At 63.9% G+C, this 23,289-nt stretch carries 17 protein-coding genes; 10 read left to right on the forward strand and 7 right to left on the reverse strand.

All coding sequences use genetic code 11. The annotated features are described in order from the left end of the window. Window positions 1–72: 72 nt before the first annotated feature. On the forward strand, window positions 73–2,019 hold the full coding sequence (acs, locus tag AC5I5I_RS13230; protein WP_495973678.1) for an acetate--CoA ligase: 1,947 nt from the start codon (window positions 73–75) through the stop codon (window positions 2,017–2,019). A 195-nt stretch (window positions 2,020–2,214) separates the two neighbouring features. Continuing rightward, complete coding sequence (locus tag AC5I5I_RS13235) at window positions 2,215–2,727, forward strand: L,D-transpeptidase (protein WP_495973680.1); 513 nt, start codon at window positions 2,215–2,217, stop codon at window positions 2,725–2,727. A 142-nt stretch (window positions 2,728–2,869) separates the two neighbouring features. On the opposite strand, the gene AC5I5I_RS13240 is transcribed toward AC5I5I_RS13235, so the two are convergent. Then, a complete protein-coding gene (locus AC5I5I_RS13240; RefSeq protein WP_495973682.1) occupies window positions 2,870–3,580 on the reverse strand; it encodes an alpha/beta fold hydrolase in 711 nt (236 codons plus the stop codon). A gap of 630 nt (window positions 3,581–4,210) precedes the next feature. On the opposite strand from AC5I5I_RS13240, the gene AC5I5I_RS13245 reads away from it, so the two are divergent. Beyond that, window positions 4,211–4,744: an REP-associated tyrosine transposase gene (locus tag AC5I5I_RS13245; protein ID WP_495973684.1), complete on the forward strand. Its 534-nt coding sequence runs from the start codon at window positions 4,211–4,213 to the stop codon at window positions 4,742–4,744. Window positions 4,745–4,787: 43 nt separating this feature from the next. On the opposite strand, the gene AC5I5I_RS13250 is transcribed toward AC5I5I_RS13245, so the two are convergent. Further along, complete coding sequence (locus AC5I5I_RS13250) at window positions 4,788–5,351, reverse strand: thermonuclease family protein (protein ID WP_495973686.1); 564 nt, start codon at window positions 5,349–5,351, stop codon at window positions 4,788–4,790. A gap of 198 nt (window positions 5,352–5,549) precedes the next feature. On the opposite strand from AC5I5I_RS13250, the gene htpX reads away from it, so the two are divergent. From htpX to purH, 3 genes are all read left to right on the forward strand, one after another. Further along, window positions 5,550–6,566: a zinc metalloprotease HtpX gene (gene htpX, locus AC5I5I_RS13255; RefSeq protein WP_495973688.1), complete on the forward strand. Its 1,017-nt coding sequence runs from the start codon at window positions 5,550–5,552 to the stop codon at window positions 6,564–6,566. A 379-nt stretch (window positions 6,567–6,945) separates the two neighbouring features. Further along, window positions 6,946–8,670: a heparinase II/III family protein gene (locus AC5I5I_RS13260; RefSeq protein ID WP_495973690.1), complete on the forward strand. Its 1,725-nt coding sequence runs from the start codon at window positions 6,946–6,948 to the stop codon at window positions 8,668–8,670. Between the two features lie 192 nt (window positions 8,671–8,862). Further along, a complete protein-coding gene (gene purH, locus AC5I5I_RS13265; RefSeq protein WP_495973692.1) occupies window positions 8,863–10,449 on the forward strand; it encodes a bifunctional phosphoribosylaminoimidazolecarboxamide formyltransferase/IMP cyclohydrolase in 1,587 nt (528 codons plus the stop codon). A gap of 93 nt (window positions 10,450–10,542) precedes the next feature. Here the strand turns inward: purH and AC5I5I_RS13270 are convergent, their stop codons facing one another. After that, window positions 10,543–15,381 (reverse strand): NAD-glutamate dehydrogenase, encoded by a 4,839-nt coding sequence (locus AC5I5I_RS13270; RefSeq protein WP_495973694.1) that lies wholly within the window; start codon window positions 15,379–15,381, stop codon window positions 10,543–10,545. Between the two features lie 354 nt (window positions 15,382–15,735). Here AC5I5I_RS13270 and AC5I5I_RS13275 point away from each other — a divergent pair, with 354 nt between their 5' ends. Together AC5I5I_RS13275 and ggt are read left to right on the forward strand one after the other, a co-directional pair. Next, on the forward strand, window positions 15,736–16,284 hold the full coding sequence (locus AC5I5I_RS13275) for a peroxidase-related enzyme (RefSeq protein WP_495973902.1): 549 nt from the start codon (window positions 15,736–15,738) through the stop codon (window positions 16,282–16,284). 112 nt (window positions 16,285–16,396) lie between these two features. Next, window positions 16,397–18,121, forward strand: coding sequence for a gamma-glutamyltransferase (gene ggt / locus AC5I5I_RS13280; protein ID WP_495973696.1), 1,725 nt, complete (start codon window positions 16,397–16,399; stop codon window positions 18,119–18,121). A 97-nt stretch (window positions 18,122–18,218) separates the two neighbouring features. Here the strand turns inward: ggt and AC5I5I_RS13285 are convergent, their stop codons facing one another. Continuing rightward, window positions 18,219–19,034, reverse strand: coding sequence for a helix-turn-helix domain-containing protein (locus AC5I5I_RS13285; RefSeq protein ID WP_495973698.1), 816 nt, complete (start codon window positions 19,032–19,034; stop codon window positions 18,219–18,221). Window positions 19,035–19,251: 217 nt separating this feature from the next. Here AC5I5I_RS13285 and AC5I5I_RS13290 point away from each other — a divergent pair, with 217 nt between their 5' ends. After that, a complete protein-coding gene (locus tag AC5I5I_RS13290) occupies window positions 19,252–19,533 on the forward strand; it encodes a hypothetical protein (RefSeq protein ID WP_495973700.1) in 282 nt (93 codons plus the stop codon). 166 nt (window positions 19,534–19,699) lie between these two features. Next, window positions 19,700–21,142, forward strand: coding sequence for a sensor histidine kinase (locus AC5I5I_RS13295; protein WP_495973702.1), 1,443 nt, complete (start codon window positions 19,700–19,702; stop codon window positions 21,140–21,142). Window positions 21,143–21,175: 33 nt separating this feature from the next. On the opposite strand, the gene AC5I5I_RS13300 is transcribed toward AC5I5I_RS13295, so the two are convergent. The 3 genes from AC5I5I_RS13300 to AC5I5I_RS13310 are packed head-to-tail and all read right to left on the reverse strand — an operon-like array spanning window position 21,176 to window position 23,206. Beyond that, window positions 21,176–21,787 (reverse strand): TPM domain-containing protein, encoded by a 612-nt coding sequence (locus tag AC5I5I_RS13300; RefSeq protein ID WP_495973704.1) that lies wholly within the window; start codon window positions 21,785–21,787, stop codon window positions 21,176–21,178. Further along, the gene (locus tag AC5I5I_RS13305; protein ID WP_495973706.1) at window positions 21,787–22,584 is read right to left on the reverse strand and encodes a TPM domain-containing protein; all 798 of its coding nucleotides are present in this window, start codon (window positions 22,582–22,584) and stop codon (window positions 21,787–21,789) included. Before AC5I5I_RS13305 ends, AC5I5I_RS13300 begins: the two co-directional genes overlap by 1 nt. A 13-nt stretch (window positions 22,585–22,597) precedes the next feature. Next, window positions 22,598–23,206 (reverse strand): LemA family protein, encoded by a 609-nt coding sequence (locus tag AC5I5I_RS13310; protein ID WP_495973708.1) that lies wholly within the window; start codon window positions 23,204–23,206, stop codon window positions 22,598–22,600. Between the last annotated feature and the right edge of the window lie 83 nt (window positions 23,207–23,289).

The following is a 23,289-nucleotide window of genomic DNA, read 5'->3' on the forward strand; positions in this document are numbered from 1 at the left end:
ATACTTGCGGCAAATCAAGACAGACGCTCAGGAAAACCGGTTTGAACCCTGCAGCGTGCCGGGGAGGGATAGATGTCCGACAAGATCTATGAGGTTGCGCCCGATTGGCAGAAGCGGGCGTTCATCGATCACGCCAAGTACAAGGAGATGTATGCGGCATCGGTCGCCGACCCGAACACATTCTGGGGCGAACAGGGCAGGCGCGTCGACTGGATCAAGCCCTATACCAAGGTCAAGAACACCTCCTACGATCCGCACAATGTCTCGATCAAGTGGTTCGAGGACGGCACGCTCAACCTCGCCTATAACTGCATCGACCGGCATCTCGCCAAGCGCGGCGACCAGACCGCGATTATCTGGGAAGGCGACGACCCGAAAGATTTTCGGACCGTCACCTACAAGCAGCTGCATGCCGAAGTGTGCCGGTTCGCCAATGTCCTGAAGGCGCAGGGCGTCAAGAAGGGCGACCGGGTCACCATCTACCTGCCGATGATCGTGGAAGCAGCCTATGCCATGCTGGCCTGCGCGCGCATCGGCGCGGTGCATTCGATCATCTTCGCCGGCTTCTCGCCGGATTCGATCGCGGGCCGCATCGAGGACTGCAAGTCCACCGTCATCATCACCGCGGACGAAGGGCTGCGCGGCGGCCGCAAGATCCCGCTGAAGAACAATATCGACGCTGCCTGCGACAAGGCTGGCGGCGTGACGTCGGTCATCGTGGTGAAGCGCACCGGCGCACCCGTCAACATGAAGGCCGGCCGCGACGTTTATTACGACGAGGCCGCGAAAGGCGTGTCGGCCGATTGCCCGTGCGAGGAGATGAAAGCGGAGGATCCGCTGTTCATCCTCTACACCTCTGGTTCGACCGGCAAGCCGAAGGGTGTGCTGCACACCACCGGCGGCTACGCTGTCTACACCTCGATGACGCATCAATATGTGTTCGATTATCACGACGGCGACGTCTACTGGTGCACTGCCGACGTCGGCTGGGTCACCGGCCACAGCTACATCGTCTATGGCCCGCTGCAGAACGGCGCGATCACGCTGATGTTCGAGGGCGTGCCGAACTACCCGACCAATTCGCGGTTCTGGGAAGTGATCGACAAGCACAAGGTAAACATCTTCTACACGGCACCGACCGCGATCCGCGCGCTGATGCAGGCCGGCGACGATCCGGTGAAGAAGACCTCGCGTGCGTCGCTGCGGCTGCTCGGTTCGGTCGGCGAGCCGATCAATCCGGAAGCCTGGGAATGGTATTACCGCGTGGTCGGCGACAGCCGCTGCCCGATCGTCGATACTTGGTGGCAGACCGAAACCGGCGGCATTCTCATCACCCCGCTGCCGGGCGCGATCGCGCAGAAGCCGGGTTCGGCCACACTGCCGTTCTTCGGCATCAAGCCGGAAATCGTCGATGCGGAGGGCAAGGTGCTGGAAGGCGCCACCACCGGCAATCTCTGCATCGCGGATTCGTGGCCCGGCCAGATGCGGACGGTCTATGGCGACCATCAGCGCTTCGTCGACACCTATTTCAAGACCTATCCCGGCAAGTATTTTACCGGCGACGGCTGCCGGCGCGACGAGGACGGCTATTACTGGATCACCGGCCGCGTCGACGACGTGATCAACGTCTCGGGCCATCGCATGGGCACGGCGGAGGTGGAATCCGCACTGGTCGCACATCCGAAGGTGTCGGAAGCCGCCGTGGTCGGATATCCGCACCACATCAAGGGCCAGGGCATCTATGCCTATGTCACCCTGATGGCCGGCGAAACGCCCAGCGACGACCTGAAGAAGGAACTGGTCACCTGGGTCCGCAAGGAGATCGGCGCCATCGCGGCACCGGACCTCCTTCAATTCGCGCCGGGCCTGCCGAAAACCCGCTCCGGCAAGATCATGCGGCGCATCCTGCGCAAGATCGCCGAGGACGATTTCTCCAACCTGGGCGACACCACCACACTGGCCGATCCGGCGGTGGTCGACGATCTGGTCAACAACCGGCAGAACCGGCCAAGCGCTTAGGGCCTCGTTTACGGCTCTTTACAGCTCTTTACCGCTCTTGCCGGGACGCTAACGGCAACGGGATAACCTCCGTTGCCCAATTTCAACACCCTTTACATTATTGCCAACGCACGCTTTTGCCGCCGTGCGGATTAAGCTATTTTCCGGCGCAATTCGGGCAGAATGCCGCCCCACTCGCAATTCGGGAATGAAGTCATGCGCCTTGCCTTGGCCTTTTCGATCGCCGCTTCGGTCGTCGCCGCCTCGTTTGCGGTCGCCAGCCCCGCGGATGCGCGGGAACCGGTCAGCTTCCGCGAAGACTATGCGCCGGGAACGGTGGTCATCAAGCACAGCCAGCGCCGGCTCTATTACGTCGTCGGCGGCGGCAGGGCGATCGCCTATACCGTCGGTGTCGGCCGCGCCGGCAAGTCCTGGTTCGGCACCCGCTATATCGACGGCAAGCGCATCAAGCCGGCCTGGTCGCCGCCGCGCGAGGTGAAGCGCGACAATCCGCGCCTGCCGGACGTCATTCCGGGCGGCGTGCCCGCCAACCCGATGGGCGCCGCGGCACTCACTTTGTCCGGCGGCGAATACGCCATTCACGGCACCAATGCGCCGGGCTCGATCGGCGGCTTCGTGTCGTATGGCTGCATCCGCATGCACAATTCCGATATTCTCGACCTGTATAATCGCGTCGGCTACGGCACGCGCGTGGTCGTGACCCGCTAACGGCATCTGGTTTCTCGGGGCGTCAGACGCGGACAAGGTCCGCGACAGCGATCGCAAACGATCACAAACGGCCGGGGCTCACGCTCCGGCCGTTTTGTTTTCAGCGTGCGCGATCGGGCGCGCGCGATCATCGGCTCGCCATTCACTGGCCCGCCTTGTCGAGGATCTCCGTCAACTCGTCCGGCCGGTCGAGCATGATGTCGTGTCCGCAGGGCAGCGCATGGGCGTCCCAGCCCTTCACCTTCGCGGCCTCGTAGAATCCCTTGAACGGACTTTCGCGCGGCAGCACCGCGCCGTGCACGTAGACGTTTTTCTTCACGCCGCGATACGCGCCCGTGAGTTTGACCTTCTCGATCATGGTGCCGACCGGATGCGGCGCCGCGAGCGCATCGACACGGGGCGCATCGGCGTCGTTGACACCGAAATAGGCCTTGGCCGGCGGCGGCGGAATCAGCAGTCCGCCATTCTGGCCGGCGCGATCGAGAAACATTTTGGTGTTGGCCGGGATGTTGAGATCGAACAGCGACTGCCCGTCCTCCGGCACGAATGCATCGAGATAGACCAGCGCCGCGATCTTCTCCGGAATCCGATCCGCGACCTGGGTGATCACCATGCCGCCATAGGAATGGCCGAGTAGCACGACGTCGGAAAGATCCTCGTAACGGATCACGTTCAGCACGTCGGTGACATGGGTGCCGAGATTGATCGCGCCCGTCAGCAGATGCGAGCGCTCGGCCGCGCCGGTCAGCGTCGGGGTGAACACGACGTGCCCGCGCTGGCGCAGACGCTCGGCAACGCGGGCGAATTTCCAGCCGCCGCCCCAGGCGCCGTGGATGAGGACGTAGGTGCTCATGGTTGTTTCCTCCTGCCGAGGCTTCGTAGCGCGCGTTGAGCGAAAGCGAAATGCGTGGCGGCTCACCACGCTCCGGCAGGCAAAGCTCCGCAGTCCCTTATTTTTTAGCCGGCGCGGGCGCGCCCGTATTCCAACTCGCATTCCTTCCCCTGGGAGACCCAAGGGCGCGCGGAACGCCGGGCTTTCAGCCAAAGCCCATGGCCCCATGCGCGAAGTGTGAAAGCGCATGAGCGATAGTCACCACGGACCGCCGAAAGGAATCCGGCGTTCCGCGCGCGGTGTTTTTAGGCTTGCTCTGCGACAACCCCGGAGGACAGACACCGTTGACCGGCAGCGCCGGGCGGACTTTCTTGATATCCTCCGCTGGTGACCCACGGCCGGTGAGCCGGATCATCGCAGCTTGGGCCTCCGCTGCACGACGCACGTCTTGCGCCTTACAACGGCCACCGCATCCCGCCCCGCGTCTCATGACGCTGATCAGACGCCCCTTGGACGAGGCGGGATGAGACGGAATAGATCAGAGGAAGATGGCGGAAATAAGGAATATAATCCTTGATCGAGAGTTGCGGGGTGCGTGCCAACACAGATCATCGTAGGATGGGTTGAGCGCAGCGAAACCCATCTCCTTCGATGACCGGCTATCGGCGCAATTTCATTCGGGGCGGCCGTTATTTCTTCACGGTGAACCTAGCCGACCGCCGCGAGCGGCTTTTGACCGATCACATTGGGCTGTTGCTTTCGGCGTTCAGAGAAACCCGCGCTAGACATCCGTTCACGATCGATGCAATCGTCATACTACCGGATCACCTGCACGCGATATGGACGTTGCCTGACGCAGATCAGGATTTCGCAACGCGATGGCGCCTGATCAAATCGGCCTTCTCGCGCGCGTTACCGAAGACTGAAGCCGTTTCGGCAAGTCGGACTCGCAAAACCGAACGCGGAATTTGGCAGCGCCGATATTGGGAGCACACGCTTCGTGACGAGCGGGATTTTGAGCGCCATGCCGATTACGTCCATTTCAATCCGGTGAAGCATGGGCATGTGAAACGCGTCGCAGACTGGCCGTTCTCGTCATTTCATCGCATGGTGAGGCTTGGCATTTACGCTGAAGACTGGGCCGGCGATGGGGCAACCGGCACGTCCGGTTTCGGCGAAAGGTGATGGGTTTCGCTGCGCTCAACCCATCCTACGATGAGCGATGAATCTACCCCCCACACCATCCATCCCGTCGCCCGCCGTCATACGCGCGCACGTATCCGGACTTCAGCAGCGCCTCCGAAATATCCGGCGTATTCCGCGTCGCGGCATTCGCGACAACGCGTCCGCCATACTTATCGAAGTCGATGCGTCCGATGGTAACGCCGCCTTCGGCGAGCATCCGCGCCAGCGCATCGCGCGCCGCGGTCGCGAGACGGTATTCCTCGGCGCATTGCGACCGGAATTCGGCGGCATCGATGCCACGCAACCGCACCTTGGTGGTCACCTGCATGCCCGGCCAGACATGGACCCGCGCCTCGAAGGTATCGCCGTCATTGACCCGCAGCACCTCGGCCGGGTGGCCGCCGGCGGCGACTCGCAACTCCTGAAGTGAAGAGGGCGCTGGCGCCTCCGGGCGCCGCTGCTCCATCGGCACAGCATCCGCCGCGCGCGCCGTAACTGCAGGCACCCCCGCCTGGAACGCCGCGCCGGCCGCAAAGCCTGCGGCGAACACCAGCCCGATCAGCACGGCCACAGGCGGCCCGGACAATAATCTCGATTGAAGGAACATGGTCCTATAGGACCATATGCCGTTCCGATTCGCAACCGCAATCTGCGGTTGTGCAGCCGAATACCGTCGGCTCCCCAGCGTGGACCCAGCGTCCCAGTGACGCGCGGTCTTGAAGGAACCTTAAGGGGTTCCCATCCTTTGTCGCGGCCGGGACATTGCGCGCCGATGGCGCAGCATCCCCGAGCCTGGAGGGAGCAAATGAATTACGTCAAGACAGCCATGTTGCTGGCAGGCCTGACGGCCCTGTTCATGGGTGTCGGCTATCTGATCGGCGGTGCCGGCGGCGCGATGATCGCGCTGGTGGTCGCGGCCGGCATGAACATCTTCACCTACTGGAATTCGGACAAGATGGTCCTGTCCATGGCCGGCGCGCAGGAAGTCGACGCGCGCACGGCGCCGGACCTCTACAACATGGTGGCAGAGCTGGCGGCGCGGGCGCAGATGCCGATGCCGAAGGTCTACATGATGGACGAGGCGCAGCCGAACGCGTTCGCCACCGGCCGCAATCCGGAGAATGCCGCAGTCGCCGTGACCACCGGCCTGCTCGAGCGCCTGTCGCGCGAGGAAGTCGCGGGCGTGGTCGCGCATGAACTTGCGCATATCAAGAACCACGACACGCTGATCATGACCATCACCGCCACCATCGCCGGCGCGATCTCGATGTTGGCGCAGTTCGGCATGTTCTTCGGTGGCGGCAACCGCGACAGCAATGGCGGTGGCGGCATGGGCATCATCGGCACGCTCGCCATGGTGATCCTGGCGCCGATCGCCGCCATGCTGGTGCAGATGGCGATCAGCCGCACGCGCGAATATTCCGCCGACAAGCTCGGCGCGCAGATCTGCGGCCAGCCGGTGTGGCTCGCGTCGGCGCTGGCGAAGATTGCCAACGCCGCGCACGCGATCCCGAACGAGCGCGCCGAGCGCGATCCGGGAATGGCGCATATGTTCATCATCAACCCGCTGTCGGGCGAGCGGATGGACAACCTGTTCTCGACCCATCCGGCGACCGAAAACCGGATCGCGGCGCTGCAGAAGCTGTCGCAGGAGATGGGACAGGGCGGCTTCGGCGGCGGTGGCGGCGGCTATTCGGTCGGCGAAGGCAACTATGCCGGCGCCGAGCCGCGCGCCCGCGGCAGCGTTCCGGCATCGGGCGCAGGGCCCTGGGGCGGCGCCGGCCGCGGCGGTCCGCGTCCCGGCGGTCCCTGGGGGCGGTAGGTCGCAACACGCGCTGCACTCTCTTTTCCCTCCCCCGCGAGCGGCGGGGAGGGGGGAAGATGAAGCGCGGGGTACCGACTAAAATGCTCGGCGGATCAACCCGTTAACGATTATGGCGGCGGTCGCGCGCCTCGCGTCCGCCGCATTTTCCGCGTCCAGATCGTGACCGATTGAGGGACGCAGAATCAGCCGCTTGAGCTAGGGTCCTGCCCTGCTCCATCCTTTCGCGCCGCGCCTGCGATCGCAATGCTGCACGGATGAGGCTGCGTGGGGTATCAAGAGGCGCGGGCGCGCGGGCGGCGCGCTGCGGAACGGGGAGCCAGTGCGGGGTATGGCGGGGGTAACGGTCGGAGAGCGGACCAGGCTGTCCTTGATCCTGATGCGCCGGGGTTTGCGCCGGGCGAGCGGCCGCGTCAACAATCTGCCGCTGCTGCCGTGGCGCCTGATACCGCGCAAGGCCGACCGGCTTCTGCTTGCGCCGCAGGACCTGCGCACCGCGGACGGCACCCGCGCCAGCGAAATCTATTCCGGCCGCTTCGCCTTCGCCGGCAAGGTGGTGATCTGTGACGGACGATCGCCGTTCGAGTTCAATCCGCCGTCGGAAGAATGGGCCACGGAATTATGCGGCTTCGGCTGGCTGCGCCATCTGCGCGCCGCGGATTCGGCCATCACGCGCGCCAATGCCCGCGCGCTGGTGGACGAATGGATCACGCTGCAGGGCTCGTGGCATCCGCTCGCCTGGCGCGCCGATGTGCTGGCGCGGCGCGTGATCTCCTGGGTCAGCCAGGCGCCGCTGATCCTGCAGGATGTCGACGCCGCGTTCTATCGCCGGTTCATGCGCAGCCTGACCAAGCAGGTGCGCTTCCTGCGGCACAACGCGGCGGAGGCCCGTGAGGGTGCGCCGCATCTGCAGGTCACGATCGCACTCACCTATGCGACGCTGTGCATGGCGAGCCAGGAGCGGCATATCCCGGCCGTGACCAGGCGACTGGGCGACGAACTCGACCAGCAGGTGCTGCCCGATGGCGGGCATATCAGCCGCAATCCCGGCGTGATCATCGACCTCCTGCTCGACCTGCTGCCGCTGAAACAGGCCTTTGCCAGCCGCAACATGCCGCCGCCGCCGCAACTGCTGAACGCCATCGACCGGATGATGCCGATGCTGCGCTTCTTCCGGCACGACGACGGCTGTTTCGCGCTCTTCAACGGCATGGGACCGACCGCGCCCGACCTGATCGCCACCATCCTCGCCTATGACGATGTGCGCGGCGAACCGATCTCGAATGCCTCGCATTCCGGCTACCAGCGGCTGAAGCAGAACAATCTGCTGGTGCTGATGGATACCGGCACGCCGCCGCCGATGGCGATGAGCCAGGAGGCGCATGCCGGGTGTCTCGCCTTCGAGTTCTGCGCCGGCGGCCATCGCATCGTCGTCAATTGCGGGGTGCCCGCGATCAACAAGGAAAGTTGGCGGCAGGTCGCGCGCGCGACGCCGGCGCATTCCACGGTGACGTTCAACAATGCGTCGTCCTGCATCTTCCGCGAAGAGGGCGCGTTCCGCGAGCTGATCGGCGTACCGATCGTCGACGGTCCGTCACGCGTCGCGGTGGGTCGCAACGAGCATGGCGATTCGATGATCCTGCGCGCCTCGCATGACGGCTATGGCCGCTACGGCATCATCCATCAGCGCGCGGTGATGCTGACGGCCGGCGGCAACAAGCTGGAAGGCGAGGACGTGTTCATGCCGACGCATGGCGAGATATTGCCGCTCGGCGCGCTGGATGAATTCGCGGTGCGCTTCCATCTGCATCCGGCGGTGAAGGCGAGCCGGCGGTCGGACGGATACGGCGCGATGCTGGTGCTGCCGAACAAGGATGTCTGGACCTTCGACAGCCACGAGGACCGGGTCGAGCTGGAGGAGAGCGTCTATCTCGGCGGCTCCGAGGGGCCGCGGCGGACCGTGCAGCTCGTGATCCACGGCCGCGCCCGCCAGGTGCCGCGGGTGCACTGGACCTTCACCCATACGCCGCGCCAGGCGGCGCCGAAGAAGAGCGACAGCGGCGGACGCCGGAAACCGCAGGACGAGCCGGAACTGCCGCTCTGACCTTTACCTCCCCCTGAAACGGGGAGGTCGACTGCCGTCGCGGATCGACGGCAGTCGGGTGGGGGTCCCTTTTGCTCAAAGCTTCCTGTAGATGACCCCTCGCATCTTGTAGAAGACCCCCTCCCTACCCTCCCCCTTCCAGGGGCAGGGGGCCTACAGTGCATGCCGCGCCGCCCACACGAGAGATAGCGAATGCCGACTTCCCCGCGCCGCATTGAACGCGCGCTGATTTCCGTATCCGACAAGACCGGCCTGATCGATTTCGCCCGCGCGCTGGCCGCGGCCGGCATCGAGCTGGTCTCCACCGGCGGCACCGCCAAGGCCATCGCCGATGCTGGGCTTGCTGTGACCGACGTCTCGCAGCTCACCGGCTTTCCTGAAATGATGGACGGCCGGGTCAAGACGCTGCATCCGAAGGTGCATGGCGGCCTGCTGGCGATCCGCGCCAACGCCGAGCATGCCGGCGCGATGATGGCCTATGACATCAAGCCGATCGATCTGCTGGTGGTCAGCCTCTATCCGTTCGAGGCGACCGTGGCGAAGGGCGCAAGTTTCGAGGACTGCATCGAGAATATCGATATCGGCGGGCCGGCGATGATCCGCGCCGCGGCGAAGAACCATGACGATGTCGCGGTGATCGTCGATGCGGAGGATTATGCGCCACTGCTCGACGCGCTGCAGGCCGGCGGCACGTCGCTCGATTTCCGCCGACGGCTTGCGGCCAAGGCCTATGCCCGCACCGCCGCCTATGACGCGGCGATCTCCAACTGGTTCGCCGCGCAGCTCAACGATACGGCGCCCACCTATCGCGCCTTCGGCGGCAAGCTCGCCGAAGCGCTGCGCTACGGCGAGAACCCGCATCAGACCGCGGCGTTCTACCGTTCACCCGAGCAGCGCCCCGGCGTTGCCACCGCAAGGCAACTGCAAGGCAAGCAGCTCTCCTATAACAACATCAACGATACGGATGCCGCTTATGAATGCGTAGCGGAGTTCGATCCCGCCCGCACCGCAGCCTGCGTCATCGTCAAGCACGCCAATCCGTGTGGCGTGGCCGAAAGCGCGACCCTCGGTGACGCTTACAGCAAGGCGCTGGCTTGCGATCCCACATCGGCCTTCGGTGGCATCGTCGCCCTCAACCGCACGCTCGATGCCGCCGCCGCGCGCGTCATCACCGAGATCTTCACCGAGGTGATCGTGGCGCCGGACGCGACCGACGAAGCGATCGCCATCGTAGCCGCCAAGAAAAACCTGCGGCTGCTGCTGGCGGGCGGCCTGCCCGATCCGCGCGCGCCGGGCTGGCTTATGAAATCGGTCGCCGGCGGACTGCTGGTGCAAAGCCGCGACAATGCGGTGGCCGACGACATGACGCTGACGCCGGTGACGAGGCGCGCGCCGACCGAGGCCGAGATGCGCGATCTGATCTTCGCGTTCCGGGTGGCGAAGCACGTCAAGTCCAACACCATCGTCTATGCGAAGGATGGCGCGACGGTCGGCATCGGCGCCGGCCAGATGAGCCGCATCGATTCCGCGCGCATCGCCGCGCGCAAGGCGCAGGATGCGGCGAAGGAGCTAGGCCTCAGGGAACCGCTGACCCGGGGCTCGGTGGTGGCGTCGGATGCGTTCTTCCCGTTCGCCGATGGATTACTGGTCGCGATCGAAGCCGGCGCCACCGCGGTGATCCAGCCCGGCGGCTCGATGCGCGACGACGAGGTGATCAAGGCCGCCGACGACGCCGGCATCGCCATGGTGTTCACCGGGACGCGGCATTTCCGGCATTGACCCTTCTCCCCGCTTCTTCCCTCTCCCCGCTAAAGCGGGGCGAGGGAAACACGCGGCATCGCTCTGCGTACAATCCTGACCGATGTCCGCGGCTTACCGCCCCGCCAGATCGCCCAGCAGGCTCGCCGCCACCGACAGTTTCGAGATCGTCAGTCCGGTATCGGCGATCTCGTGCATCGACTTGCGGATGCGCTCGACCTCGACAGCGCGCGGCTTGACCCACTCGTCCATCGCTTCGGTGCCCGTGCCGCCCTTAAGCACTTCGACGGTGAGCTGGCGTGCCGCGCGTCCAAGCGAATCGCGCGCCCGGTCGAGCGCGAGGCGGTCGAAGTAGTCGGTCGCCTCGATCTGGCGCGCGGCTTCGACCACGCGCTCCAGCCGGAAGTAGCGCACCACCGCCAAAAAAGTCCGCGCCACGTCGGCCATGTCGCGTCCGCACTTGTCGGCGACCAGCACGATGTCCGGCGCCACCGTCAGCGCCGGCAGGCTTGCGATCCGCTTGGCCAGCCGCTCCGGCACGCCCGAGCGCGTGAGCTCGTTGGCGCGGCCGTCGCGCGCGAGTGTGGCGTCGTCGCCCGGCGCCGATTCCAGGGCGCGCGCCACCGCCTTGATGCCGGCCTTGTAATGCTCGACGATTCCCATCAGTCCTTGGTCGAGGTCGACGTTGCGGATGAACCAGACCATGCGGTCCATCATCAGGCGCTTCACCGCTGCATAAAGATCGAGCTGCAGCGCGCCGGGAATCTTGTTGTCGAGCGCGTCGATCTCGCCGTTCAGTTCGGTCATGCCGTAGCTGTCGCGCACCGCGGCGAAGGCGCGCACGATCCGGTCGGCCGAGGCGCCGGTCTCGTCGGTCATGCGCGCGATCAGCGACGGCCCGCCGCGATTGATGATCGAATTGGTGAGCTGCGTGGCGATGATCTCGCGGCGCAGACGGTGATGCTCGAGCGCCTCCGGATAACGCTGCGACAGCTCGGCCGGGAAATACCGGTACAGCTCCTTGCCCAGATAGGGATCGTCCGGCACCGAGGTCTCGTTGAGATCGCTGCTCAAGGTGAGCTTGGCATAGGCGAGCAGCACCGCAAGCTCCGGCCGCGTCAGCGCCTGGCCCCTGCGGCGGCGCTCGGCGAGTTCGGCGTCGTCGGGGAGAAACTCGACGCCGCGGTCCAGCAGGCCGCGCGCTTCCAGCGTCTGCATCAGGCGCTGGCGTGACGCCAGATCGTCGAGGCCGTTGCGTTCGGCCAGCGAGATGGCGAGCGTCTGCAGATAATTGTTGCGCAGCACCAGCGCCGCGACCTCGTCGGTCATGGCGAACAGCAGCGTGTCGCGGTCGGACAATGGCAGCGCGCCGGACCGCACCAGACCGCCGAGTGCGATCTTGATATTCACCTCGACGTCGGAGGTGTTGACGCCGGCGGAATTGTCGATCGCATCGGTGTTGAGGCGTACGCCGTTATGTGCCGCCTCGATGCGGCCGCGCTGGGTCATGCCGAGATTGGCGCCCTCTCCGATCACCTTGCAATTCAGGTCGGAGCCGATCACGCGGATCGCGTCATTGGCGCGGTCGCCGACCTGCTCGTCGGTTTCGCTCGCGGCCCGCACATAGGTGCCAATGCCGCCGAAGAACAGGAGATCTGATTGCGCTTTCAGAATTGCGCTCATCACCTGAATCGGCGTGGCCTTGTCGGCGGTCAGGTTCAGCAGCGCCTTCATTTCCGCCGACAGCGGAATTTCCTTCAGCGAACGCGGGAACACGCCGCCGCCCCTGGAGATCAGCGACTTGTCGTAATCCTGCCAGCTCGAGCGCGGCTGATCGAACAGCCGCTGCCGCTCGGCGAAGCTCTTCGCCGGATCGGGTTCGGGATCGATGAAGATGTCGCGGTGATCGAAGGCCGCGACCAGCTTGATCGTGGTTTCGCGCAGCATGCCGTTGCCGAACACGTCGCCCGACATGTCGCCGACACCGATCACGGTGAAGGGCGTGACGCCGATGTCGACGTCCATCTCGCGGAAATGCCGCTTCACCGCCTCCCAGGCGCCGCGCGCGGTGATGCCCATTTTCTTGTGGTCGTAACCGGCCGAGCCGCCGGACGCGAAGGCATCGCCCAGCCAGAAATTGCGCGAGATTGAGATCTCGTTCGCCGTATCGGAGAAGGTGGCGGTGCCCTTGTCGGCGGCGACCACCAGATAGGGATCGTCGGAATCGTGCCGCACCACATTGTCCGGCGGCATCACCGCGCCTTCGGCCGACAGATTGTCGGTGACATCGAGCAGCGAGCCGATGAACAGCTTGTAGGCGGCGATGCCTTCGGCCGCGATCGCATCGCGTGCACCGCCGACCGGCAGGTGCTTCGGCACGAAGCCACCTTTTGCACCCACAGGCACGATCACCGCGTTCTTGACCTGCTGCGCCTTCACCAGTCCGAGGATTTCGGTGCGGAAATCCTGCGGCCGGTCGGACCAGCGGATGCCGCCGCGCGCCACCTTGCCGAAGCGCAGATGCACGCCCTCGACCCGCGGCGAATAGACGAAGATTTCGTAGAGCGGGCGCGGCGCCGGCAACGTGGTCAGCTTGCCGCTCTCGTATTTGATCGCGATCTGCGCCTTCGGCTGGCCGTCATCGCCGATCTGATAGAAATTGGTGCGCAGCGCCGACTGCACCGCATTGACGAAATGCCGCAGGATGCGGTCCTCGTCGAGCGACGGCACTTTTTCGAGCGCGGCCTCGATCTCGGCGACAATCTCGGTCTGCCTCGTCTTGCGGGCGATGTCGGCTTCGGCGCGCGGATCGAACCGCGCGTGGAACAGCGCCACGATCTGCGACGCGATTGCCGGATGCGCGCGCAGCGTGTTCCACATGTAGTCCTGCGAGAATGGCACCCGCACCTGGCGCAGGAACCGCGACACCGAGCGGATCAGCACGATGTCGCGCCATTGCAGTCCGGCTTTCAGGACCAGCGCGTTGTAGCCGTCATTCTCGGCAATGCCGCGCATCACCATCAGGAAGCATGCTTCGAGCGCCGTCTGCAATGCGGCGATGTCGACGGGCGCGCCATCCGCGCTTTCCAGCGTCATGTCGTGCAGCCAGACATGGGTATCGGACGGCGTTCCCGGACGAATTTCGTAGGTGCGCTCGGCCACCACCTTGAAGCCCATATTCTCCAGCATCGGCACCCGGCTGGAGAGCGGAATGGCGCCGCCATAGCTCCAGACCTTCAGGCCGATCACATGGCTTTCGGCATTCGGCCGGGTATGGAAGTCGACGCTGAGAGGCCGTTCCGCCGACAGCCCCTCGATGGTGCGGATATTGTCGAGCGCGGTCTCCGGCGAGTAACGGTCGCGGAAGCTGGCGCTGAAGGCCTTGCGATAGCGCTCGAACAATTGCCGCGCGCGGCCGGCCTCCTGGGTGCGCGCAATCTCGTCGTCGAGCGCGTCGACCCAGGTGCGCACGATTGCGGAGACTCCGTCCTCCAGCGTGGACCGCTGCGGATCGTCGATCGGCTCGGCGGACCGTCCGATGATGTAATGCGCGCGCATCAGCGGTCCTTCCGGGAAGAACAGGCTGAGTCCGCTGACGTGACCCTTGTAGCTCTTGCACAGAAGCTCTCCGACCGCCTCCACCACGTCGTTGGAGGAACGCGCCCGCGGCAGATAGACCAGCACCGACATGAAGCGGTCGAAGCGATCGCGGCGCGCCAGCACGCGCACGCGCGGCCGCTCGTCCAACTCCAGGATCAGCATCGCGAATTCGTACAGCAGGTCGTCGTCGATGCGGAACAGGTCGTCGCGCGGATAGGTTTCGAGCGCATTGACCAGCGCCTTGCCGGAATGCCCCGATGGATGGAATCGCGCACGCTTGAGCAGTGCATCCACCTTCTTGCGCAGATACGGGATCGAACGGGTCGAGCGCGTATAGGCGGTCGAGGTGAACAGGCCGACGATGCGGAATTCGCCGCACACGTTGCCATTCGCATCGAAGCGCTTGACGCTGACCATGTCCATGAACACGCGGCGATGCACGCGCGAGCGCAGGCTCGCCTTGGTGATCAGGAGCGCGGTCGGCTCGGCGTAGAATTTATGCAGGGCCGCGGTGATGACCTCCTGTCCGGCGCGCGCTCTCAATTCATGCGCATCGGCACGGCGCAGCACGCCCAATCCGGAATCCGGAATCAATGCGGGTTCGCGATCCTGGCCGGTGACCCTGTATTCGCGAATGCCGAGAAAGGTGAAGTTCTCGGCCACCAGCCATTCCATGAACTCGACCGACTCGGTTCGTTCGGCTTCCGGCAACGGCGGCGGATTGGCTTTCATGTCCGCAATCAGGTCGCTGACGCGCGCCAGCATCGGCCGCCAGTCATGCACCGCGACGCTGACGTCGGCGAGCGCCTGTTCGAGCCCGAGGATCAGCGTATTCTGCGTCGCCACATCGGCGATGCGGTCGAGATGAATGTGGATGAAGCTATCGCGGCGTTCGCCTTCGGTCGCCGGCTCCTCGGTCGACACCCGCTCGAGATGTCCGGCGGAATCGCGCGCGACCGCAAAGATCGGATGCACCACAAGCCGCACCTTCGCATGACGCGCGCTCAGTTCCGCCATCACCGAATCGACAATGAACGGCATGTCGTCGTTGATGATTTCGAGCACCGACACCGCACGGCTGAACTTGCCGTCAGCCTCCTCAGGCGCGTAGATTCGGATCTTCGGCGCTCCGGGCCGGCGCTGCGACAGGAACGCATAGGCCTGCGCCGCAAAGGCTGCGATCTCCTTCGGCGTGTAAACGGAGAGATCCTCGAAGGACGCGCGCTCGAACAGGCGGGCCGCGAAACCGTCCGGAACACCGCTGCGCCCGGATCGCAATATCTCTCCGGCTTGCGCCACAAGTTGCGTGATCGAGCGTTCGCCCGTTGCCGCGAGCGGCTTCTGAATGTTCATGGATGGCCTCTCCTGAGTCGGGAGTTTCGTCTACCGACCGCCATTCGTCGAGGTCTGGCGGCGCCAATGTCACGATCGTGAGTGCTGCATCGCAACATGCAATCTTGGATTTCGTCCGGCCGCGCCCGGCGCTACGCTTCGGCGCTGAGCTTGTGGGAGGAACGCGTGGCGAAAGCGCAGAAGAAACCGGCCGGGCGGAACCCGCGGACCAAAGCATCGCGTGATGACAAATCCAAGACGAGTCCGTCCAAGACGCGTCCGTCCACGACAGGCCCGTCCAACACAGCTCTGTCCAGGACCGCCCTGCTCAAACCGGCCCCGCCGTCCGCAACCGCGGGCGACGACACCGCATTCGTGGCGCTGTCGCTGCCGGAGCCTGCGCTCAACGAAACGATGCAGGCCTATTTCGATAAATGCATGGAGAAACTTGGATTCATTCCGAATGTGCTGAAGGCCTATGCGTTCGACCTGAAGAAGCTGGAAGCCTTTGTCGCGATGTATAACGACCTCATGCTGGGGCCATCGGGCTTAAGCAAGCTCGAGCGCGAGATGATCGCGGTCGCGGTGTCGTCGCAGAACCGCTGCTATTATTGCCTGGCCGCGCATGGCTCCGCGGTGCGGCAGATATCCGGCGATCCGGCGCTGGGCGAGCTCATGGTGATGAATTATCGCGCCGCGCGGCTGTCGAAGCGGCAGCGGGCGATGCTGGATTTCGCGGTGAAGATGACCAACGAGCCCTGGGCGGTCGAAGTTCACGATCGCGACAGCCTCCGCCGCGCGGGCTTTTCCGACCGCGATATCTGGGATATTGCCGCAATTGCCGGGTTCTACAACATGTCGAACCGGATCGCGACAGCGACCGACATGCGGCCGAACAGCGTCTATCACGGGATGGCGCGGTAACGACAAGACCTCTTGGGGGCGCACCAATGTCCGCTCGTCCCCGCGCAAGCGGGGACCCAGATTTGCTGGATTCCTGCTTGCGCGGGACTGAGCGGGGGATAGACCAATCGCAATGATCCGAGTTCTCGTTTTCCTCCTCGCCCTTCTCGCCTCGCCCGCGCTCGCGCAGGAAGGCCCGGTTCACGACAAGCCGCTCTCAGAAGCGCCGCGCGCGCAGGCCGTCACCGCCCGGAACGGCATGGTGGTCGCGCAGGAAGCGATGGCCGCACAGATCGGGGTCGATATCCTGAAAGCGGGCGGCAATGCAGTGGATGCGGCGGTCGCGACCGGCTTTGCGCTGGCGGTGACCTATCCGCGCGCCGGCAATATCGGCGGCGGCGGCTTCATGGTGATCTGGCTCGCCAAGCCACGCAAGGCGATCGCGATCGATTATCGCGAGATGGCGCCGGGCAAGATCGACAGGGACTCGTTCCTCGACGATGCCGGCAATGCCGATCCGCAGAAATCGCTGAAGTCCGGTCTTGGCGTCGGCGTGCCGGGGACGGTGGCAGGACTGGCGCTGGCGCACCGGAAATACGGGTCCGGCAAGTTCACGCTGGCGCAACTGCTCGCGCCGTCGGTCAAGCTTGCCCGCGACGGATTCATCGTCACCGGCGATCTTGCCGACACCATGGTTGCGGCCAAGCCGCTGTTCGAACGCTGGCCGTCGTCGGTGAAAGTGATGCTGAAAGCCGACGGCTCGTCCTATGGCGAGGGCGACCGGCTGATCCAGACCGATCTGGCCAATACGCTGGAAGCAATCGCGCAAAAGGGTCCGCAGGGCTTCTACGATGGCGATGTCGCGGAAAAGATCGCGGCGGCCGTGCGCGACGCCGGCGGCGTGATGACCGCGGACGATTTCAGGAAATACCAGGTGAAGGAGCGCAAGCCGGTCACTGGCAAGTATCGCGGCTACGGCATCGTCTCGATGCCGCCGCCGTCCTCAGGCGGCGTGCATCTGATCGAGATGCTGAATATTCTCGAGCCCTACGACCTGAAGAAGACCGGGCCATCGAGCGTCGAGACCGTGCATCTGATGGTCGAGGCGATGCGGCGCGCCTATGCCGACCGCGCGGTCTATCTCGGCGATCCCGACTTCGTCGAAGTGCCGGTGCGCGGGCTGACCTCGAAGCGCTATGCGCGGACCATAGCCAAGAATATCGGCGCGCGCGCGACGCCATCCTCCGAGATCCGCAACGGCGACCCGGTCGCGGCGGAAGGCGATAACACCACGCATTTCTCGGTGGTCGATCGCTTCGGCAATGCGGTGTCGAACACCTACACGCTCAATCTCTCTTACGGTAACGGGCTGATCGCCGAGGGCACCGGCGTGCTGCTCAACAACGAGCTCGACGACTTCGCCGCCAAGCCCGGCGTGCCGAATGCGTTCGGCCTGGTCGGCGCGACGGCGAATGCGCCGGCGCCGCGCAAGCGTCCGCTGTCGTCGATGACGCCGACCATCGTGATGAAGGACGGCAAGCCGTATCTGGTCACCGGCTCGCCGGGCGGCAGCCGGATCATCACCACTGTGCTGCAGATCATTCTCAACGTGCTCGATCACGGGATGAATGTGGCCGAGGCGGTGTCGGCGCCGCGCATCCATCATCAATGGCTGCCGGACGAGGTGTTTGCCGAGAAGACCTACCCGGATGAGACGCTGAAGGGGCTGGTCGAACGCGGGCACGCGATTGCCACGCGGGTGCCGAACACCTCGGCGAATTCGATCCTGATCACCAAGGACGGTTTCGCCGGCGCGGCGGATACGCGGACGCGCGGCGCAACGGCGGTGGGGTATTGAGGACAGCGGCGATCCGGCGTGACCGTGGGAAATCGGAGGCGGGTAGCAAACCCGGCCTTATGAATCCGGTTGCCTGCGCGTCAATTTGAGACGCCCATCAGGGCTCCCGATTCTCTCGCCGGTACTGCGCAATGGTGCCGCCCCCATAGCGTCTGAAAGCGGCCGACAGTCTCGCAGGGCTATTAAATCCCAACAGCATGGATAGCTCTGCCAGCGCCGGATCGCTCTCGGCAATCAGCGTCTTGGCGCGCTCCACACGACTCCGCAACAGATATTGACGGGGCGCCAGGCCGAAAGTTTTTTTGAACGAACGTGAAAAGTGAAACCGGCTAAGGCCCGCAACCGACGCGAGCTCGCTCAGCGATATGTCTTTCGCCAGATTGGCGTGTATGTACTCGCGCACTTTTTCGACAGCCGCTGCCGATAATACCCCCGGTCCGCTCGCAGGCGGCAACTTTCCACTTTGGGTAAGCCGCTCGACTTCAAGAGCGGTCCAAAGACATAAAGTTTCCAGATAGAGAGTATCCGGTCGCTCCAGCTTGAGTTCATGCTTGATCTTTTCGAGCGTGAACCCGAGTGGCGTATCGTTGAAGTAAAGCAGCGGTCTTGCCTCAACCGATAAAAAGGATCTTTCGAACTCCTCCTCGAGTAACGAAGGTTCGTATGTGAATGCCAGATAGTTGTTGTTTCTGTTTTCGGTCAGCGACCATCCCGAAATCTGGCAGCCTTTCGGAGCGAAGGTAAGGGTTTGGCGCAAATCCAAGATGTGTGGAGCCTGAACGCCATCGATCGAAGCCTCTCCATCTCTCAGCCTGATGTCGTGCAGCGCGAGATAGTGACGGCTTCCGCTCCATTGATAATCGAACCCGGCGCCGGCGCAGAGGTCGACGCTCTCCGCGAAGAAGCCGCGCATTTCCCAATCGCGCCGCACCGGACGCTTCGATTCGAGGGCCCGAAGTTGCAAATCTACTCTAGTCGCGCACATCCGACCGTCTGCTCCAAATAGGTACCCAAACACCGCTCATCCGCAGCAATCCGTGATATTGTATAGCAATCGGTGAACGGTCAGCCCTCTCGGTTTCCGCTACGTCCTGACTGGCGCGCCCCGAAGGACCGTGCGGCAGAAACCCATGAAAGAGTTTATCCTGCTTTTCTCGGAAGCCAACGGGCGACACTCCCTGGCGATTCTGAATGCGGAAAGCGTGGAGCAGGCGATCCAGGCCGTTGTCAGGCTGGCAGCGTTCGACCGCCGCGCTTTGCAGGTCTGGGACCGGGAGACGCTCAGTCTGATCCACGTGACAAGCGAATCGGCGACACGAAGGGATGCTTTCAGCGTCTTGGAGTCGAATTCCAGACCCTTCGCTGAAGCAGATCGCTTTGGCGTCACGTTCATCGACCCGATTGCTGTTTAGGCACGACTTCCACTTCGTCTCTTGACGTTCGGAACGCCGCAAAATCGATCTGAAGCATAAACATTTGATGCGTCCCTTATTGATCAGCGTTTGCGTGTTTAGCTTGGGCTGCATCCTCTGCGGCGCACTCGCCATCCGCGACTCGGTCCTTCGGGCGGAATCGGATTTGGTCGAACACGAAAGCCTGGCGGATCGCTACGCTGCGGACTTGAGTCGCAAGCTTGCGACATACGAGACCTTTGCGCGCCTGTCCGCCGCCACGTTTCAACCGCAAGACCCTTTCGACCCGGAAGCCTTAAGCGCTTTCGCCGGCCGCGTCCTGGGTCTCATCCCCAATGCCTATTCCATGGTCTGGGGCGTACGTGTCTCGCCGTCCGAACGACCGCTTTTGATCGATGCGCTAGCTCGCAAAAACGCGACGCTGTTCGGCCCGACCGCCAGTGACGTTCCTCCACCCAATGAGGTGCTGTATGTCAACCTCGACATCGCTCCTCCAACCGACCCGAACCTCAGTTCGGTAGGCCTGGCGCTGAACTCTCGCCCGCAGCCGAAGGCTGCGATCGAGAAGGCAGTTGGATCAAATCGGCCGGTTGCGACTTCGCCCCTGCGTCTCATCCAGAATCCGTCCGAACCTGCGTTGATCATCTATGGACCGATATCGGTCAACGGCCGGTTGCTCGGAGTTCTGGGCTTCAGCTTTCTGTTTTCTGAATTGATGCCGAGCCCGCTCCCGGCAAATACGACCCTGACAATCGTGGACACCGCTGCCGCCGATTTCGGGCCGGTGTTCCATGCGGGACCGCCGTCCGAAGCGTCCGCTGTCACACGGACCATCACATTCGCGGGACGCGACTATCTTTTGCGGCTGCAGGTCCACAGTGAAAATGGACTGGTGCAGAGCGGCCTTTCGATCTTTGGCTTTGGCGTCACGATCGCGCTCCTCTTGGCTCTTCTCACCTTTTCGATCCTTCGCAACAATGTGGCTTTGCAGGCCGCGCTTTCCAGCAAGGAAGCCGCGGAAAAGGTTTTGCAGACCATTGTGGGCGAGTTGAACCATCGGGTGCGCAATACCTGCGCTATGGCAATCGCACTGGCTCGACAGTCATTTAAAGAAACGCCGGAAGCGTTTGCAGAGTTTCAGGGCCGACTGTCCGCCCTTGCGGCGGGCCTGGGATCGTCAGAGACGGCGGAATTGCGAGCCATGGCTGAAGAGGTTACGCGCAGCTTTCGGACCAATGTCGACGTGTCGGGCCGTGAGATAAAGCTGTCGTTTGCCGCCGCGCAGCTGTTGCCGCTCGCCATTCATGAGTTGATGACGAACTCGCTGAAGCATGGTGCTCTTGGAAAAGACCAGCGCGTCATCCTGTCATGGGATTTGCAAGCCGACACCTTCCGGCTCACCTGGACCGAATTGCAGACCGGTGGCCCTCCAATCGAAAGCAACACCATTCCCGCACGACGAAGTTTCGGCACGCAATTGCTGGCGCGACTGATTCCACAGCAACTGGGAGGGCAGGCCGAGCTTGGATGGCACGAGGGAAAATATCGATATGACCTGATCGTGCCGAGCAAATCCGTGACAGATGCGGCATTGGCGAAGTCGACTTGAGGCCGGGCTTTCTTTCGCCTCGCGGCGCGAAACTCAAATCTCGATCAGTCTGTCCGGCAATTCGTTGCGATTGAGCGCGCCGGGTGGAAAGTGCTGCGCCAGCACATTGCCGCAGCGTTCCGCCGCACCGACAAAGCCGTCCGCCGCTCGCCCCCGCGCAATCTCGGCGATCAGGACGGCCACCGCATCGTCCCACACCGCCTGCGGCACTTTCGCATTGATGCCGGCGTCGGCGATGACTTCGGCATAATGCTCGGCTTCTGAAGCAAAGATCAGAACGCCGGTGCGGTTTTCGGTCTTGTGCAGGCCCTGCGCGCAGAATTGCCGGACCGCTTCGGCGTGCGCCTGCTCATGCATGCGACGCCGCGGCACGATGCGGAAGCGGACGGCATCAATCGACAGCGCCAGCGTGAGCACAGCGAACAGCGCAAGCTGCGCGATGTAGATCCACTGCGCCGGCATGGCGGTGAAAAAAATCAGCGGCAGCGGCAGCAGCAGCGCCGCGAAGGCGGCCCACACGACCGGCACCAGACGATAGTCACCGGATTGCCGCGCGATCACGCAGAAGATTTCGCCCGCCGTCTTGTGTTCGGCTGCGGCAATGGTCGCGGAAATCCGCTTCTTGTCGGTGTCTGAAATCAGCATCACCAACTCCCCGACGAACCGCCGCCGCCGAACGAACCGCCACCGCCGGAAAATCCGCCGCCCGACGAGCCGCCGCCCCAGCCGTTGTCGGACCGGCCACCACCGATGATCACCGGGTTGTAATTGGTCCAATCGCTCGTGCGGCGCACCTGTCCGGGCCGGATGCCACCGCGTTGTCCGCGCATATTCGCGATCACATTGCGGATGATTATGAACGCGACAAAGATCCAGAACGCCAGGATCAGGATCTCTTCGATGCTCATGCCGCGCGAGGCCGATTGCCGCTGCGCCGCGCGCTCCTGGATTTCCCTGGCATCGCCGGACAGCACCTGCGCGATGTCCTCGGCGCCGCGCCGGACACCACCGGCGAAGTCGCCGGCGCGAAAACGCGGCAGGATCGAGCCCTGAATGATGACGCTCGAAATCGCGTCGGTCAGCGTCGGCTCGAGCCCGTAGCCGACCTCGATGCGCACCCGCCTGTCGTTCGGCGCGACGAGCAGGATGACGCCGTTATTCTTGTCCTTCTGGCCGATCTGCCACTTGCGCCCGAGTTGATAGCCGTAATCCTCGATCGACGTGCCCTGCAGCGATTTCAGCGTCACGACCACGAGCTGGTCCGTGGTCTTGGCCTCGAGATCGGCGGAGAGCTTTTCGAGCTGCTCGCGGGTGGACGCATCGAGAATGCCAGCCCCGTCGACCACGCGGCCGGTCAATTCGGGAAAGGTCAGCGATTGCGCCAGCGCCGCCGTAGAAATGACGGCAAGCGCGAGCGCAACGATGAAAGCGCGAAGCCGCATGCGCGGCCGCCCGTCAGAACTTCACGCTGGGCGGCTTGTCCGAGCCCGCGGTCGCGGTGAAGGTTTCCATCGGCTTGTGGCTGGCATAGACCGTCTTTGCCCAGATGATACCCGGCCAGGTGCGCAGCTCGGTGTTATAGGCACGCGCCGCCTCGATGTAATCGCGCCGTGCGATCGCGATGCGGTTCTCGGTGCCTTCGAGCTGCGATTGCAGCGCCAGGAAATTCTGGTTCGATTTCAGGTCCGGATAATTCTCCACCGTCGCGATCAGGCGGCCGAGCGCGCCGGACAATTGCGCCTGCGATTCCTGGAATTTCCTGAATGCATCGGGATCGGTGATGGTATCGGCATTGACCTGGACCTGGGTGGCGCGGGCGCGGGCGTTGATCACCGCCTCCAGCACCTCTTTCTCCTGCTTGGCATAGCCCTTCACCGTCTCAACCAGATTGGGGATCAGGTCGGCGCGGCGCTGGTAGTTGTTCTGCACGTCGGCCCATTTCGCCTTGGCCTGCTCATCCAGCGTCGGGATGTTGTTGATGCCGCAACCCGACACGAACAGGGCGAGCAGGATCGCGAGGACTGGCGTCAGGCGGCGGGGCAGAGAGACGGCGAGCGCTGTCATGGGGACACTCCGGGATCAAGGCGCCCGTGCGGGCGCTCCTGAACGCGTATCATGGCGGAAAGTTCCCCGCTTTGCCTGGAAAA

It is taken from the genome of Pseudorhodoplanes sp. (assembly GCF_059499825.1).

Excerpts from the sequence above, each read along its gene's own strand:
- acs (WP_495973678.1), top strand. The coding sequence starts at position 73 with ATGTCCGACAAGATCTATGAGGTTGCGCCCGATTGGCAGAAGCGGGCG.
- AC5I5I_RS13235 (WP_495973680.1), top strand. The coding sequence starts at position 2,215 with ATGCGCCTTGCCTTGGCCTTTTCGATCGCCGCTTCGGTCGTCGCCGCC.
- AC5I5I_RS13240 (WP_495973682.1), bottom strand. The coding sequence starts at position 3,580 with ATGAGCACCTACGTCCTCATCCACGGCGCCTGGGGCGGCGGCTGGAAA.
- AC5I5I_RS13245 (WP_495973684.1), top strand. The coding sequence starts at position 4,211 with ATGACCGGCTATCGGCGCAATTTCATTCGGGGCGGCCGTTATTTCTTC.
- AC5I5I_RS13250 (WP_495973686.1), bottom strand. The coding sequence starts at position 5,351 with ATGTTCCTTCAATCGAGATTATTGTCCGGGCCGCCTGTGGCCGTGCTG.
- htpX (WP_495973688.1), top strand. The coding sequence starts at position 5,550 with ATGAATTACGTCAAGACAGCCATGTTGCTGGCAGGCCTGACGGCCCTG.
- AC5I5I_RS13260 (WP_495973690.1), top strand. The coding sequence starts at position 6,946 with ATGCGCCGGGGTTTGCGCCGGGCGAGCGGCCGCGTCAACAATCTGCCG.
- purH (WP_495973692.1), top strand. The coding sequence starts at position 8,863 with ATGCCGACTTCCCCGCGCCGCATTGAACGCGCGCTGATTTCCGTATCC.
- AC5I5I_RS13270 (WP_495973694.1), bottom strand. The coding sequence starts at position 15,381 with ATGAACATTCAGAAGCCGCTCGCGGCAACGGGCGAACGCTCGATCACG.
- ggt (WP_495973696.1), top strand. The coding sequence starts at position 16,397 with ATGATCCGAGTTCTCGTTTTCCTCCTCGCCCTTCTCGCCTCGCCCGCG.
- AC5I5I_RS13285 (WP_495973698.1), bottom strand. The coding sequence starts at position 19,034 with ATGCGCGGCTTCTTCGCGGAGAGCGTCGACCTCTGCGCCGGCGCCGGG.
- AC5I5I_RS13290 (WP_495973700.1), top strand. The coding sequence starts at position 19,252 with ATGAAAGAGTTTATCCTGCTTTTCTCGGAAGCCAACGGGCGACACTCC.
- AC5I5I_RS13300 (WP_495973704.1), bottom strand. The coding sequence starts at position 21,787 with ATGCTGATTTCAGACACCGACAAGAAGCGGATTTCCGCGACCATTGCC.
- AC5I5I_RS13305 (WP_495973706.1), bottom strand. The coding sequence starts at position 22,584 with ATGCGGCTTCGCGCTTTCATCGTTGCGCTCGCGCTTGCCGTCATTTCT.
- AC5I5I_RS13310 (WP_495973708.1), bottom strand. The coding sequence starts at position 23,206 with ATGACAGCGCTCGCCGTCTCTCTGCCCCGCCGCCTGACGCCAGTCCTC.